At 68.7% G+C, this 15344-nt stretch carries 13 protein-coding genes; 7 read left to right on the forward strand and 6 right to left on the reverse strand.

The genetic code is table 11. The features are described 5' to 3' along the window. Positions 1–286 precede the first annotated feature (286 nt). Together HTA01S_RS18565 and HTA01S_RS18570 are read left to right on the forward strand one after the other, a co-directional pair. Positions 287–2032, forward strand: coding sequence for a long-chain fatty acid--CoA ligase (locus HTA01S_RS18565; RefSeq protein ID WP_068174234.1), 1746 nt, complete (start codon positions 287–289; stop codon positions 2030–2032). A gap of 4 nt (positions 2033–2036) precedes the next feature. Next, positions 2037–2261 (forward strand): hypothetical protein, encoded by a 225-nt coding sequence (locus HTA01S_RS18570; RefSeq protein ID WP_068174235.1) that lies wholly within the window; start codon positions 2037–2039, stop codon positions 2259–2261. A gap of 34 nt (positions 2262–2295) precedes the next feature. Here the strand turns inward: HTA01S_RS18570 and HTA01S_RS18575 are convergent, their stop codons facing one another. Both HTA01S_RS18575 and gabT read right to left on the reverse strand, forming a co-directional pair. After that, complete coding sequence (locus HTA01S_RS18575) at positions 2296–3447, reverse strand: CaiB/BaiF CoA transferase family protein (RefSeq protein ID WP_068174236.1); 1152 nt, start codon at positions 3445–3447, stop codon at positions 2296–2298. After that, positions 3444–4742, reverse strand: coding sequence for a 4-aminobutyrate--2-oxoglutarate transaminase (gene gabT, locus HTA01S_RS18580; protein WP_068174237.1), 1299 nt, complete (start codon positions 4740–4742; stop codon positions 3444–3446). Before gabT ends, HTA01S_RS18575 begins: the two co-directional genes overlap by 4 nt. Positions 4743–4887: 145 nt before the next feature. On the opposite strand from gabT, the gene HTA01S_RS18585 reads away from it, so the two are divergent. From HTA01S_RS18585 to HTA01S_RS18600, 4 genes are all read left to right on the forward strand, one after another. Beyond that, positions 4888–6294, forward strand: a complete 1407-nt coding sequence (locus HTA01S_RS18585) for an aminotransferase-like domain-containing protein (protein ID WP_068174238.1) — start codon at positions 4888–4890, stop codon at positions 6292–6294. Positions 6295–6418: 124 nt separating this feature from the next. Then, complete coding sequence (alaS, locus tag HTA01S_RS18590; protein ID WP_068174239.1) at positions 6419–9076, forward strand: alanine--tRNA ligase; 2658 nt, start codon at positions 6419–6421, stop codon at positions 9074–9076. Next, positions 9073–9636, forward strand: coding sequence for a TlpA family protein disulfide reductase (locus tag HTA01S_RS18595; protein ID WP_068174240.1), 564 nt, complete (start codon positions 9073–9075; stop codon positions 9634–9636). The genes alaS and HTA01S_RS18595 overlap by 4 nt, the downstream gene beginning before the upstream one ends. A 112-nt stretch (positions 9637–9748) precedes the next feature. Next, entirely contained in the window at positions 9749–10864 is a 1116-nt protein-coding gene (locus HTA01S_RS18600; protein ID WP_068174241.1) for a transglutaminase-like domain-containing protein, read from the forward strand. 23 nt (positions 10865–10887) lie between these two features. Here HTA01S_RS18600 and HTA01S_RS18605 read toward each other — a convergent pair whose 3' ends face one another. Continuing rightward, positions 10888–11823 (reverse strand): pseudouridine synthase, encoded by a 936-nt coding sequence (locus tag HTA01S_RS18605; protein ID WP_068174242.1) that lies wholly within the window; start codon positions 11821–11823, stop codon positions 10888–10890. Positions 11824–11917: 94 nt separating this feature from the next. Here HTA01S_RS18605 and HTA01S_RS18610 point away from each other — a divergent pair, with 94 nt between their 5' ends. Next, the gene (locus HTA01S_RS18610) at positions 11918–12196 is read left to right on the forward strand and encodes a hypothetical protein (RefSeq protein ID WP_245638138.1); all 279 of its coding nucleotides are present in this window, start codon (positions 11918–11920) and stop codon (positions 12194–12196) included. A 43-nt stretch (positions 12197–12239) separates the two neighbouring features. On the opposite strand, the gene trmB is transcribed toward HTA01S_RS18610, so the two are convergent. From trmB to HTA01S_RS18625, 3 genes are all read right to left on the reverse strand, one after another. After that, positions 12240–13007 carry a tRNA (guanosine(46)-N7)-methyltransferase TrmB gene (gene trmB / locus HTA01S_RS18615; RefSeq protein ID WP_068174243.1) on the reverse strand — a complete coding sequence of 256 codons (768 nt, stop codon included), beginning with the start codon at positions 13005–13007 and terminating at the stop codon, positions 12240–12242. Between the two features lie 90 nt (positions 13008–13097). Then, positions 13098–14009: a tRNA glutamyl-Q(34) synthetase GluQRS gene (gene gluQRS, locus HTA01S_RS18620; protein WP_068174244.1), complete on the reverse strand. Its 912-nt coding sequence runs from the start codon at positions 14007–14009 to the stop codon at positions 13098–13100. Between the two features lie 101 nt (positions 14010–14110). Further along, entirely contained in the window at positions 14111–15274 is a 1164-nt protein-coding gene (locus tag HTA01S_RS18625) for an NAD(P)/FAD-dependent oxidoreductase (protein WP_084236263.1), read from the reverse strand. Between the last annotated feature and the right edge of the window lie 70 nt (positions 15275–15344).

Raw genomic sequence — 15344 nt, forward strand, 5'->3', positions numbered from 1 at the left:
CTGGTTGAATGTTGATTTGTCAGGCCAGACGTGCACCAGGAAAGGGCACTGCTGGACCGCAGAGCGACTGTAGCCCCGCCCTCGTGGGCGAGTCATCGGGGTTTACGTGGGCGGTTCATGCAAAAAAAACATGGGTCCATCGACGCGCGCCCCATTCACGCTCCTGGGTTGGAGCGTCAGCAGGTTCCATGCCAGCGAGCCCGGTCCCAACCGCGACAAGCCCGGGTGTCGTGTTGCGCGCCCGCCCCGTATGCTTGCCGGCAAAGCAGACCCAGGAGACAAGCCCATGAGTCACACCGCCCCCGCTGCGCCCGCGTTGGCGCACTCTGACGACACGCGCGCCCACCACTGTTTCTGGCCCGCGCGCCTGCCGCACCGGCTGCGCCCGCCCGCCACCTCGCTGTGGCACAACCTGGCCGTGAGTGCCCTGCGTTACCCCGACAAGCCGGCGCTGGTGTTCTTCGACCAGGTGCTGAGCTACCGGCAACTGCACGATCAGGCCGAACGCCTGGCGGCCCATTTGCGGCAACAGGGGGTGCAGGATGGCGACCGTGTGATCCTGCTGATGCAGAACTGCCCGCAGTGGGTGGTGGCGCACTTCGCCATCCTGCGGGCCAACGCGGTGGTGGTGCCGGTCAACCCCATGAACCGCGCCGAAGAGCTCAAGCATTACATCAGCGACCCGGACGCGCGGGTGGCCATCGCGGCGGCCGATCTGGCCGGCGAACTGCTGCAGGCCAGCGCCGCGCTGCCCGAGGCCGAGCGCCTGCGTCATCTGGTGGTGTCCCACTACAGCGATGCCATGGGCCCCGGGGCAGAAATACCGCCGGCCTGGGCCGGCTGGCTTGGCACCCGCCATCCGGTGCCTACCTTGCCCGGCGGCAGCGTGAGCGACTGGGCCAGCGCGCTGGCCTGCGCGGACACGCCGCCCGCGCACAACCGCTCGCCCGAGGACCTGGCCGTGCTGCCCTACACCAGTGGCACCACCGGCCTGCCCAAGGGCTGCATGCATCCGCACCGCACGCTCATGCACAACGCGGTGGCCAGTTGCCTGTGGGGCAATGGCACGCCGGAAAACATCCAGCTGCTGGTGGTGCCTCTGTTCCACATCACCGGCATGGTCGCCGGCATGCACGCCGGGGTGTACCTCGGCGCCACCATCGTGCTCATGCCGCGCTGGGACCGCGAGCTGGCCGGGCGGCTCATCTCGACCTGGCGCGTCACGCACTGGACCAACATTCCCACCATGGTGATCGACCTGCTGGCCAGCCCTAGCTTCGAGCAGTACGACCTCTCCAGCCTGGTCTACATCGGCGGTGGCGGCGCGGCCATGCCCCAGGCGGTGGCGCAGCGGCTGCTGGACCAGTTCGGTCTGCGCTACGCCGAAGGCTACGGCCTGACCGAAACCGCCGCGCCCTCGCACAGCAACCCGCCCGACCACCCGAAGCAGCAATGCCTGGGCGTGCCGTTCATGAGCACCGATGCACGCGTGGTCGATCCCGACACGCTGCAGGAGATGCCGCCGGGAGAGGCGGGCGAGATCATCATCAACGGCCCCGAGGTGTTCGACGGCTACTGGAAACGGCCGCAGGCCACCGAGGCCGCGTTCATCAGCTTCGCGGGCAAACGCTTCTTCCGCTCGGGCGACCTTGGCCGGGTGGATGAGGACGGCTATTTCTTCATCACCGACCGCCTCAAACGCATGATCAACGCCAGCGGTTTCAAGGTCTGGCCGGCCGAGGTGGAGCTGCTGATGTACAAGCACCCGGCGATCGCCGAGGCCTGCGTGATCGCCACCCGCGACGCCTACCGCGGCGAGAGCGTGAAGGCGGTGGTGGTGTTGCGCGAGAGCGCGCGCGGCCGCACCAGCGAGCAGGAGATCATCGACTGGTGCCGCGAGCACATGGCGGTCTACAAATGCCCGCGCACGGTGCAACTGGTCGATGTGCTGCCCAAGAGCGGGACCGGCAAGGTGATGTGGCGCCTGTTGCAGGAACAGGAGGCGGCGGCCACCGTGCCCACGGCACAATGACCGCATGCCTTTTCAACCGTCTTCGCTCAGACGCCTGTGGCAGCCGCGCCGTGGCCTGTTCTGGGTCATGCTGGCGTTCAACCTGCTGTCGTCCGCGCTCGTCTGGTATGTGCACCTCGCGCAGCCGGCCGAGGGCCTGCGCCTGGGCTTGAGCCTGCTGGCGCTGTCCAACGCGGGCCTGGGCTGGTGGGTCGCCGTGCGCCTGTGGCGCGAAGGCGGCGCGCGGTAAATGAAGGCCGGGAAAGGGCGCGGCCCCGTGGGGCCTACCCGACCCAGCGCGCCGGGTCGGCGTCCAGCGCGGGCGGTGGCAGATCGGCGGTGGGGCGTTGCCCGTCGAACACCATGGGGTTGGCGATCATCGGCGGCACCGAGTCGCTGCCGGGCGTGAGCCGCAGGCCGCGCGCGGCCACGTGCGGGTGGGCCATCACCTGGGCAATGTCCAGGATCGGCGAACAGGGCACACCGGCGCGGTCGAGCAGTTGCACCCAGTCGGCGGTGTCGCGCTGCAGGGTCCAGCCCGTGATCAGCGGCACCAGGGTGGCGCGGTGCTCCACCCGCGCCGGGTTGGTCGAGAAGCGCGTATCGCGCGAGACGGCCGGTTGCCCGGCGGCTTCGCACAGGCGGGCGAACTGGCCGTCGTTGCCCACGGCCAGCACCATGTGGCCGTCGCGCGTGGGAAACACCTGGTAGGGCACGATGTTCGGGTGGGCATTGCCCATGCGGGTCGGCGTCTGGTGCCCGATCAGCTGGTTGGCGCCCTGGTTGGCCAGCATGGCCACCTGCACGTCGAACAGCGCGGCGTCGATGTGGCGACCGCGCCCGGTGCGCTCGCGCTCGTGCAGCGCGGCGAGGATGGCGGTGGTGGCGTACACCCCGGTCATCAGGTCGGTCACGGCCACGCCCACCTTCTGGGGTTCTTCGCCCTGGTTGCCGGTGATGCTCATGAGCCCGGCTTCGGCCTGGATCGCGAAGTCGTAGCCGGCCTTGTGTGCCAGCGGGCCGTTTTGCCCGTAGCCGGTGATCGAGCAGTAGATCAGGCGGGGGTTGATGGCCTGCAGGCTGGTGGCATCGAGCCCGTACTTGGCGAGCTGACCGACCTTGTAGTTCTCGATCAGCACGTCGGCCTCGCGCGCGAGTTCGCGCACCTGCTGTATGCCTTCGGCGCTGGCGATGTCGATCGCCACCGAGCGTTTGCCGCGGTTGGCGCAGATGAAATACGCCGCCACACGCTCGGCGCCGTCGTCCCACCAGGGCGGGCCCCAGCTGCGCGTGTCGTCACCGAGGCCGGGGCGCTCCACCTTCAGCACTTCGGCGCCATAGTCGGCCAGCAACTGGCCGGCCCAGGGGCCGGCGAGCACGCGCGAGAGGTCGAGCACGCGCAAGCCCGCGAGCGGGCGGGGAGGGGTGGGGCTCATCCCGCCAGGGCGGCTTCGAGGGACGCGCCGATGATGGCCAGGCCTTCGTCCAGCACCGCATCGCTCACGGTCAGCGGTACCAGGATGCGCACCACGTTGCCGTAGGTGCCACAGGTCAGGATGACCAGGCCGCGTTTCGTGGCTTCGGCGGCGAGGGCCTTGGTCAGGTCCGCATCGGGCTGGTGCGGGTCGCCGTTCTTGCACAGTTCCATGGCGACCATGGCGCCCAGGCCGCGCACGTCGGCGATGCACTTGTGCTTCTTCGCCAGCGCCTGCAGGCTGGCGGTGATGCGCTGGCCCACGTCGCGGCTGCGCTGCAGCAGGTCGTGTTTTTCAAACTCGTCGAGCACGGCCAGGGCAGCGGCGCAGGCCAGCGGGCTGCCGGCGTAGGTGCCACCCAGGCCACCGGCGGCGGGCGCGTCCATCACCTCGGCGCGGCCGACCACGGCCGAGATCGGGAAACCGCCGGCCATGGACTTGGCCAGGGTGATCAGGTCGGGCGCCACGCCGGTCTGCTCGCAGGCGAACCAGGTTCCGGTGCGGCCGGCGCCGGTCTGCACCTCGTCGCAGACCAGCAGGATGCCGTGCTGGTCGCACAGCGCGCGCAAGCGCTGCATCAGCTCGGGCGGCGCCACGTTGAAGCCACCTTCGCCCTGCACCGGCTCGATGATGATGGCCGCCACGCGGCGAGCCTCGATGTCGTTCTTGAAGATCTGCTCGACCGAGTCGATCGCGTCCTGCACGCTCACGCCGTGCAGCGCATTGGGGAAGCGGGCATGGAAGATCTCGCCTGGGAAGGGGCCGAAACCGGTCTTGTAGGGCGCGACCTTGCCGGTCAGGCCCAGCGTCATCAGGGTGCGGCCGTGGTAGCCGCCGGTGAAGGCGATCACGCCCGCGCGGCCGGTGTGGGCGCGGGCGATCTTGATCGCGTTTTCCACTGCTTCGGCGCCGGTGGTGAGGAACAGGGTCTTCTTGGCGAAGTCGCCCGGGGCCTTGGCGTTCAGGCGCTCGGCCAGTTCCACATAGGGCTCGTAGGCCAGCACCTGGAAGCAGGTGTGGGTGTACTGGTCGAGCTGGGCCTTCACGGCCTCGATCACGGCCGGGTTGCGGTGGCCGGTGTTGAGCACGGCGATGCCGCCGGCGAAGTCGATGTAGCGGCGCCCTTCCACGTCCCAGACTTCGGCGTTTTCGCCTTTGGCGATGAAGATGGCATGGCTTTGGCCCACGCCGCGCGGGATGGCGGCCTGGCGGCGGGCCATGAGCATGGCGTTGGTGGCTTGGGATTCGCGTTGCATACAGGGCTCCAGAGGGTGAAGAGAATTCAGGCTGTCGCACACTGTAGGGGCCCCGGGCCGGCGCTAACATATACAGACACCGACCCCGGCGCGATGCACTGTATAGCCGCATCGACCGGTACACAACAACGCAGAAACGCCAAGCATGTTCACCCTGAACCCCAAAAACACCACGCCCCTGGTGGTGCAGATCGTCGAGGGGTTTAGCGACCTGATCCAGAGCGGAAACCTGCGCCCGGGCTCCAAGGCCCCCTCCATCCGCCAGTTCGCGCACGCCCACGGCGTGAGCGTCTACACCGTGGTCGATGCCTACGACCGGCTGGTCGCGCTGGGCTATTTCGTTTCGCGCCCGCACTCGGGTTTCTTCGTGCGCCGCCGCGAGGGCGTGCCCCGCGTGGCGCCCGGTGGTGTGACCGCCGAGGCCGCGAACTACAACTTCGACTCCATGTGGTACCTGCGGCAGGTGTTTGAGGCCCGTGCGCTGCGCATGAAGCCAGGTTGCGGCTGGCTGCCGGGCAATTGGCTGTTTGAGGAAGGCCTGCGGCGCAGCCTGCGCACCTTGGCGGCCGACAACGTGGACCTGGGTGGCTACGGCCAACCCAAGGGTTTTGCGCCGCTGCGCCAGCTGGTGCGCGACATGCTGGCCGAACAGCAGATCGCCGTCAGCGCCGACCAGGTGCTGCTCACACAAGGTTCCAGCCAGGCCATGGACCTGGTGGCGCGCTGCCTGGTCCGCCCGGGCGACGCCGTGCTGGTGGACGACCCTGGCTACCCCAACCTGTTTTATTCGCTGCGCTTCCTGGGCGCGAGGCTGATCGGCGTGCCGCGCACGCCCAACGGCTACGACCTGGCCGCGCTCGAAGCGCTGGTGATCGAACACAAGCCCAAGGTGTTTTTCACCCAGCCGCGGCTGCAGAGCCCCACCGGCTCGGTGGCCAACCTGGCGCACCTGCACCGGGTGGTGCAGCTCGCCGAGCAGCACCGGTTCACCGTGGTGGAAAACGACATCTACGCCGACCTCGACCCCGAGCCGCGCCCCTCGCTGGCCAGCCTGGACCAGTTGCAGCGTGTCGTCTACATCAGCAGTTTTTCCAAGACCATCTCGCCCAACATCCGGGTCGGCGTCCTGGCGGCGCCGCCTGACCTGCTGGAAGACTTCGCCCAGCTCAAGATGATCTCGGGCCTGACCTCGTCCGAGTTCAGCGAGCGCCTGGCCTATGGCGCGCTGGTGGACGGGCGCTGGCGCAAGCACCTGCGCGGCCTGCGCGAGCGCCTGGCGCAGGCGCACCAGCGCGTGGCCCAGCAACTGGAGAACCTGGGTTTCGAGCTGTTCTGCGAACCCAAGGCCGGCATGCTGTTGTGGGCACGCCACCCCGAGATTCCGAATGCCACCGAACTGGCCTACAAGGCGGCCGAGCAGGACATCCTGCTCGGTCCCGGCCACCTGTTCGCGCCCGACCTGCAGCCCAGCCCCTGGTTTCGCTTCAACGTGGCCTTCACCGAAGAGCCGCAGGTGCTGGCTTTCCTGACTGCCCAGACCCAGGCGGGCTGAAAGCCCCTGAATCCGGCGGATTCGGGACAGTGCGCGCCAGTTTGCGAAAATAGCTGGTTCGGTGCTGCCCGATGCGCTGGCGCACCCACCCGATTCCGACCGATAACCATCCGCCAAGGCCACCATGACCCGTCCCGCTTCCGTTGCCGACATCCGCAAGACCTTCCTGGACTTCTTCGCCTCCAAGGGCCACACCGTGGTGGCGTCCAGCCCGCTCGTTCCCGGCAACGACCCCACGCTGATGTTCACCAACTCGGGCATGGTCCAGTTCAAGGACGTGTTCCTTGGCACCGACAAGCGCCCCTATGTGCGCGCGGCCTCGGTGCAGGCCTGCCTGCGCGCCGGCGGCAAACACAACGACCTGGAAAACGTGGGCTACACCGCGCGCCACCACACCTTCTTCGAGATGCTGGGCAACTGGTCCTTCGGTGACTACTTCAAGCGCGAGAGCCTGAAGTGGGCCTGGGAACTGCTGACCGAGGTCTACAAGCTGCCGCCCGAGCGCCTGCTGGCCACCGTGTACGCCGAGGACGACGAGGCCTACGACATCTGGACCAAGGAAATCGGCCTGCCGCCCGAGCGCGTGATCCGCATCGGCGACAACAAGGGCGGCCGCTACAAGAGCGACAACTTCTGGATGATGGCCGACACCGGCCCCTGCGGCCCCTGCTCGGAAATCTTCTACGACCACGGCGACCACATTCCCGGCGGCCCTCCGGGCAGCCCCGATGAAGATGGCGACCGCTTCATCGAGATCTGGAACAACGTGTTCATGCAGTTCAACATGGACGAGACCGGCGCCGTCACGCCGCTGCCCGCGCCCTGCGTGGACACCGGCATGGGTCTGGAGCGCCTGGCCGCGATCCTGCAGCACGTGCACAGCAACTACGAGATCGACATCTTCGACGCGCTGATCAAGGCCGCCGGCCGCGAGACCGGCACCGCCGACCTCACGAACCCTTCGCTCAAGGTGATCGCCGACCACATCCGCGCCACGGCCTTCCTGATCAGCGACGGCGTGATCCCCAGCAACGAAGGCCGCGGCTACGTGCAGCGCCGCATCGTGCGCCGCGCCATCCGCCACGGCTACAAGCTGGGCCAGAAGACGCCGTTTTTCCACAAGCTGGTGCCCGACCTCGTGAAGATGATGGGCGAGGCCTACCCGAACATGGCGTCGCAGGCCCAGCGCATCACCGAGGTGCTGAAGGCGGAAGAGGAGCGCTTCTACGAGACGCTGGCCAACGGCATGGAAATTCTCGATGCTCAAATCGGAGCGGCTGCGTCTGTAGGGGTGGTATCCAACTTTGGCACTCCGACTGCGACTGTTGGTGGTGAGTTAGCGTTCAAGCTGCACGACACCTACGGCTTCCCTTTGGACCTTACACAAGACGTCTGTCGCGAGCGCGGCGTGACCGTGGACGAAGCCGGTTTCCACGCCGCCATGGAAGCGCAGAAGGCCAAGGGCCGCGCCGCCGGCAAGTTCAAGATGGACAAGGCGCTGGAGTACACCGGTGCCGGCAACACCTTCGTCGGCTACGACAAGCTCGAAGCTCCGGCCAAGGTGGTGGCGCTGTACCTGGACGGCACGGCGGTGGCCGAGCTCAAGGCCGGTCAGCAGGGCGTCGTGGTGCTGGACACCACGCCGTTTTACGCCGAGAGCGGCGGCCAGGTGGGTGACGAAGGCGTCATCACCAGCGGCTCGGCGAAGTTCGCCGTGGGCGACACGCAAAAGATCAAGGCCGACGTGTTCGGCCACCACGGTGCGATGGAGCAGGGCACGCTCGCCGTGGGCGACACCGTGACCGCCAGCGTGAACCTGGCACTGCGCGCCGCCACCGTGCGCAACCACAGCGCCACCCATTTGATGCACAAGGCCCTGCGCGAAGTGCTGGGCAGCCACGTGCAGCAGAAGGGTTCGCTGGTCAACGCCGAGCGCACCCGCTTCGACTTTGCGCACAACGCGCCCGTGACCGACGCGCAGATCCGCCAGATCGAGGCCAAGGTGAATGCCGAGATCCTGGCCAACGCCGCTGCAAACGCCCAGGTGATGGACATCGAGTCGGCGCAGAAGACCGGCGCCATGATGCTGTTCGGCGAGAAGTACGGCGAGACCGTGCGCGTGCTGAGCATCGGCTCCAGCAAAGAACTGTGCGGTGGCACGCACGTCAAGGCGACGGGCGACATCGGCCTGTTCAAGGTGGTGGGCGAAAGCGGCGTGGCCGCGGGCGTGCGCCGCATCGAGGCGGTCACTGGGTTCAACGCTTTGACCTATTTGCAGGAGATGGAAAGTCAGGTTGGGTTTGTCCAGAGCTTTTACCAAACCACGGCGGACAAGCTGGAGGAGCGACTGCAGAGAGAACGCGCCGAAAGGGCCGCGCTGGAAAAAGAAGTCGCCGCGCTCAAAGGCAAACTCGCCTCCAGCCAGGGTGACGAACTCATGGCCCAGGCCGTGGATGTCAAAGGCATCAAGGTGCTGGCCGCCGTGCTCAACGGGGCAGACGCCAAGACCCTGCGCGACACGCTGGACAAGCTGAAAGACAAGCTGAAAACCGCCGCCATCGTGCTGGCCGCGGTGGACGGCGGCAAGGTGCAGCTGGCCGCGGGCGTGACGGCCGACAGCATGGGCAAGGTGAAAGCCGGCGAGCTGGTGAACTTCGTGGCCCAGCAGGTCGGCGGCAAGGGCGGCGGCAAGCCCGACATGGCCATGGCCGGAGGCACCGACGCGGGCGGACTGCCCAAGGCCCTGGCTTCGGTGCAGGGCTGGGTGGCCGAGCGCCTGTGAAAAACGGCCTGACGCGCCGCGGCCTGCTCGGCGCTTCGCTGGGCCTGATGGCCGGCGCGCTGCCCGCCCCCGCTTTGCCCGCGACCGCTGCCGCTACTGGCAAAAGCCCGGGCTACCAGCTGAGCGACTGGCCCGCGCAGCGGCCCACGCCGGCGCTGGAGGCGCAGAACCTGCAAGGCGAGCGCGTGCGTCTGGCGGACTTCAAGGGCCGTGTGGTGCTGCTCAATTTCTGGGCCACCTGGTGCCCACCCTGCCGTGCGGAGATGCCCACCCTGCAGGCCGTGCCCGAGTGGCTGGGCGAAGACAAGGTGGTGGTGCTGGCGCTCAATTACCGGGAGTCCGGCCGCACCGCGCGCCGCTTTCTCGCGGCCAGCGGTCTGACCCTGCCCGTGCTGCTGGACCCGATGGGCGAGATCACCCAGGCCTGGGGCGTACGCGCCTTTCCCACCACGGTGCTGATCGACGCGAACGGCCGGGCACGCCAGGTGGTGCAGGGCGAGGTGGACTGGAGCAGCCCTACTGCCCTCGGGTGGGTGGAGCGCCTGCTCACGCAACGCTGATCGGTACGGGATAATCCGCGCTCCCCCCGGTCAGCCACTGACCGGCCTTTCTGGCTTTGCGTGGCACCTTGCGTGTGCGACTCGGCCTTCTGATCATTCTGGAGTTCCTTTCATGACCCCCGATCGCCGCCAATTCCTGCGCTGCGCCGCCTCGTCCGTGGCCGCCAGCGTGCCCTTGTTTCACAGCGCTGGCGCGTTCGCGCAGGCCGCCGCCCAGCCGGCCTTCAACCCCCAGCCAAGCGGCTGGCGCACCTTCGACGTGACGACCCGCGTGGACATCCTCGATGCCCAGGGACAGACCCAGGCCTGGCTGCCGGTGCCCTCCATCGAGAGTGACTGGCAGCGTGGCCTGACGCACGACTTCAGCACCAACGGCAAGGGCCGGCTGGTGGAAGACGGCCGCTACGGCGCCCGCATGCTGCACGTGGAATTCGCGGCCGGCGAAAAAGCGCCTTTTGTCGAACTCACCAGCCGTGTGCAGACCCGCAACCGCGCGGCCGACTGGGCACAGAAAGGCGTGAGCGAAGACCCGGCCACGCTGCGTTTCTGGACCCAGCCGACCAAGCTGCTGCCCACCGACGGCATCGTGCGTGACACCGCGCAGAAGGCCGTCCGTGGTGCCCGTACCGACGTGCAAAAGGCCCAGGCCATCTACGACTGGGTGGTTACCAACACCTACCGCGAGCCCACCACCCGCGGCTGCGGCCCTGGCGACATCAAGGCCTTGCTGGAGACCGGCAACCTGGGTGGCAAGTGCGCTGACCTCAACGCCCTGTTCGTGGGGCTGTGCCGCGCCGTGGGTGTGCCCGCGCGCGACGTGTACGGCGTGCGCCTGGCCCCGTCGGCCTTTGGCTACAAGCAGCTGGGCGCCGGCTCGGCCAGCCTCAAGGGCGCGCAGCACTGCCGCGCCGAGGTGTTTCTGAACGGCCTGGGCTGGGTGGCCATGGACCCGGCCGACGTGACCAAGGTGATGCGCCACGAAGCGCCCGACTGGATCAAGACCGCGCAGCACCCCCTGGTGTCGCCGGTGAACAAGGCCCTGTTCGGCAGTTGGGAGGGCAACTGGATGGGCTGGAACATGGCGCACGACCTCACGCTGCCAGGCGCCCAGGGGCCCGAGATCGGCTTCTTCATGTATCCCGCGGCGGAAACCGGGGGCGAGCGCCTCGACTCCTACGCGCCAGACGATTTCAAGTACCAGATCTCGGCGCGCGAAATCAAGGCCTGATCACCCCCGGGCGCTGGACCGGCCTATGCGGGCCAGTCCAGCGCCCGCTGGCTTTGGAAGCTGCGGCGTTCACCGGTCACCGGGTCGTCAAAGGTCAGGGCCTGCGCGAGCAGGCGCAAGGGTTCGGTGAAGTCTTCGGCCTCGTGCGGCCCGCGCAGCACGCGCGGGTAGAACTGGTCGCCCGCGATGGGCAGGCCCAGCGCGTTCATGTGCACCCGCAGTTGGTGGCGCTTGCCCGTCACCGGCTCCAGCGCATAGCGTGCCCAGTCGCCGCGGCGCTCGCGCAGCGTGATGCGGGTTTCGCTGTTGGCCTCACCCTCGGTCTCGCACATCCGGAAAAACGCGCCGTCTTCTTCCACGATGCGGCTGCGGCGCAGCTGTGTTGGCGCCAGATCGTCGCGGCAGGGTGCGATCGCTTCGTAGACCTTGTGCACCGCGCGCTCGCGAAACAGCGCCTGGTAGGCCGCGCGCTCCTGGGGCCGCACCGCGAACGCCACCAGCCCGGCGGTCTCGCGGTCGATGCGGTGGATCGGGCTCAGGTCTTCCAGGCCCAGCCGGCGCTTGAGCCGCACCAGCAGGCTTTGCTGCACGTAGCGTCCGCCCGGCGTGACGGGCAGAAAGTGCGGCTTGTCCGCCACCACCAGATGGGTGTCCTGGAACACCAGGCCTTCTTCAAACGGCACGGCCAGTTCGTCGGGCAGGGCACGGTAGTAATACAGGCGGACACCGCCTCGGTAGGGAGCGTCGGGCGCCAGGGGCAGGCCGCTGTCGTCCAGCACCTCGCCGTTGGTCAGCCGCTCGGCCCAGGCGCCGCGGTCCACTGCGGGCAGACGCTCGGCCAGAAAGTCGATCACGCCCGGCCAGCGCAGGTCACCGGCCTTGAGGGCCGGCAGCGCCACGCAACTGGGCGAGACGCCCTCGCGCACGGGGATCAACGGGTTCTTCGACGGACGGGCCACGGCTTGAGATGGGAAAGAGAAATGCGGTTATTCTCTGCGCCTTCGGGGCCCCCACGCCGTGCTGCTGCATCGGCCCCGCTCACAGGACGCCGCCTTGACCATCCACACCGCTACCCCACCGCACCCGGACCACGCCGCACGCCAGCGCGTACCGTACGCACGCCGGCTGCGCCTGGTGGCTGCGCTGGGCCTGTCGTCCCTGCTGCTGGGGGGCTGTGCCGTGGTGGCCGTGGTCGATGTGGCCGCGTCGGCTGTGGTGGGCGTGGCCGGCCTCGCGGTGGACGCGGCGGTGGGCACGGCGCGCATTGGCGGCAAGATCATCGGCGCCGGCGCCGATGCGGCGCTGGACCCGGACGAACCCGAAGAGGAGTGAGGCGGAGCACGCCGTCGGCTTGCTCTGGGCGCCGCGCGGCGTCTCAGACGCGCCGGAACACCAGATCCCACACGCCATGGCCCAGCTTGAGGCCGCGGTTCTCGAATTTGGTCAGCGGCCGGTAGCCCGGCTTGGGCACATAGCCGTCGCTGTCGGGTGCGGCGGTGTTTTTCAGCAGCGGCTCGGCGCTCAGCACGGCCAGCATCTGCTGTGCGTAGGGCTCCCAGTCGGTGGCCAGGTGCAGGTAGCCGCCCGGCTTGAGGTGCCGCGCCAGCCGGTTGACGAACGGTGCCTGGATCAGGCGGCGCTTGTGGTGGCGGCTCTTGTGCCAGGGGTCGGGGAAGAAGATGTGCACGCCGTCCAGGCTGGCCTCGGGCAGCATGTGGTCCAGCACTTCGACCGCGTCGTGCCGGAAGATGCGGATGTTCTCCAGCCCTTGTTCGCCCACGAGCTTGAGCAGCGCGCCCACACCGGGCTCGTGCACTTCGCAGCACAGGAAGTTGTCGCCCGGGCGCACGGTGGCGATGTGGGCCGTGGCGCCCCCCATGCCAAAGCCGATTTCCATGATCAGCGGCGCCTCGCGGCCAAACGCCGCAGCCACGTCCAGTGGCTGATTGGCGTCGTAGTTCAGCAGAAAGCGGGGGCCGAATTGTTCGTAGGCGCGGGCCTGGCCCGGGCCGGTGCGCCCCGCGCGCAACACATAGCTCTTGATGACGCGCATGTAGGGCACGCCTTCAGGCTTGGCGCGCTCGGCCTGGGCGGGCTCGTTGTGGTCGGGTTCTGCGGGGGAGGGCGGGCTGGAGGAGGTCATGGCACGGCGGAAACAGGGTGCCAGATTGTAGGTGGCGGGGTTCGACCCCGATCCAGCCTCACGGATCGACAGACACGGTCGGCCGGCCCTTCACGGCCTCGCAGGACCTGCGCCGAACGTCCACGCCCCGACCCAGGAAGCCAGCGCCTGGCCCACGCTCCCGCTCGATCCGGGCAGGTCGAGGTGGGCGGCCGCCTGGTTCAGCGCCGCCACCGGATCGGCCAGATCCAGCGCCTGGGCGCCGTTCTGTTTGCTGAGCTTTTCGCCGTTGGCACCCCGCACCAGGGGCGTGTGCAGGTAGCCCGGCGTGGGCAGACCCAGCGCGCGCTGCAGCAGGATCTGGCGCGCGGTGTTGTCGCAAAGGTCTTCGCCACGCACCACCTGGGTGATGCCTTGCGCGGCGTCGTCCACCACCACGGCGAGCTGGTAGGCCCAGAGGCCGTCGGCGCGTTTCAGGATGAAGTCGCCCACGTCGGTGGCGACGTTCTGCGTCTGGGGGCCCAGGCGGCGGTCGGTCCAGGCCACGTCGCCGGCGCTGGCGTCCAGCCAGAAACGCCAGGCGCGCGCCGTCTTGCCCTGCAGGCCGCCGTGCTCGGGGCGGCAGGTACCGGGGTAGACCGCGGCGTGGTGGCGTTCGCGGACCCGTCCCCGGGCCTGCAGGGCGGCTTCGATGTCTTTGCGCGAACAGCCGCAGGGGTAGGCCCGGCCGCTGGCGATGAGCGCGTCCAGCGCCTGCTGGTAGAGCGCACCGCGCTGCGACTGCCAGACCACCGCTTCGTCGCTCACCAGACCACAGGTGGCGAGCTGTTGCAGGATGAGCTGGTCGGCGCCGGGCACGCAGCGCGGGGTGTCCACGTCCTCGATGCGCACGAGCCACACGCCGCCGTGGGCCCGGGCGTCGAGCCAACTGGCCAGCGCCGCGACCAGCGAGCCCGCGTGCAGCGGGCCGGTGGGGGAGGGCGCGAAGCGCCCGCGGTAGGACGAAGCAACCGACAAAGCCATGTACTCGGAGCGCGTGTCTGTGCCAGCACACACCGCGGGACTGGCTTCGCCAGACCGCTGGTGTGGTCCCCGGGGGGGAATCGCGCAGCGGCGCAGGGGGGTCAAATCATTGCGAGCGCGAGTTCCAGTCCGGAGACGAAGGCGTCTTCCACCCGGTGGCCCAGGCACCAGTCGCCGCACAGGCCGATGCCCAGCGCCTTGTCGTAGGCGTAGGGCTGGCCCAGCGGCACCTGGGTCTGCGCGAAGCGCCAGCGGTGCGCCTCGGCATGGGTCGGGGTGGCGCGGATGCCTGTGATCTCGGCGAAGCCTTTGAGCAGTTTGGCCTTGACGCGCTCTTCGTCGTCTTCCAGGTGCTTGGACGACCAGGTGGGGCTGGCCTGGATGGTCCAGCGTTCGATAGGCTCGCGCCGCGGCTTGCTGCTCTCGCGGGCGAGCCAGCTGATGCGGTGGTGGGTACTGCGCGCGGCGTTCCACTGGGGCCCGAGGTGGGGCAGGCCTGGCTGCATGGCGTTGGGGTAGGCCACCATCAGCGTCCAGCAGGGCGCCACCTGCACGCCGGCCAGACTCTGGCGCAGGGTGGGGGCGTGGCCGGAGACCAGCAGCAGGTCGTGGGCCTGCGGGTGTGGCATGGCCAGCACGATCTGGTCAAAGCCACCGAGCACGTTCTGGCCGCCGTCGCTGTCCTCGGCGCGCAGTTGCCACTGCTCGGGGTTCAGCACGTCACGCTCGATGTGGGTGACGCGGGTTCCGGTGAAGGTGCGGGCGGTCAGGTTGCCGTGCAGTTCGGGGTGCACCAGGGGCTGCGCCCAGTGCTCGACCAGAGCGCTCATGCCGGGCGCTGCGACGAAATGTGGCTCGGTGGGCGGTGGGGCACTGGCCAGCACGTGGCCAAACGCGTCGAGCACGCGCACGGTGTTGGCGCTCCAGGGGCGCACCACGTCTTGTGCCGGGAGCAGGGCGGTGGCGAAGCGCTTGTCGCGCACCGTGAAGTATTGCGTGCCATGGTCAAAACCACCGAACTCGGTGCGCCGTGTGGCCATGCGCCCGCCCAGGTTGCGGCTCTTTTCGAACAGCGTGACGCGGTGCCCGGCCTGCAGCAGGGTGCGCGCGCAGGCCACGCCCGCCATGCCCGCGCCCACCACGGCGATGTGGCGGGGTGCTTTGGGCACGGGTGCGGCCGCAGAGGCCTTCGCCGCGCTCTTGCGGGCGGGGGCTGCTGCAGTGGGGGCGGTGGCTTTGGAGCGTCTGGTCTTGTTGTTGTTCATGGCTCGTGTGCGGTGGGTGGATGGGATGCCTGACTTTATCAGTCCTGCCGCTGCCGACAGCCCCGTTTGG

This window comes from Hydrogenophaga taeniospiralis CCUG 15921 (assembly GCF_001592305.1).
GTDB lineage: Bacteria > Pseudomonadota > Gammaproteobacteria > Burkholderiales > Burkholderiaceae_C > Hydrogenophaga > Hydrogenophaga taeniospiralis.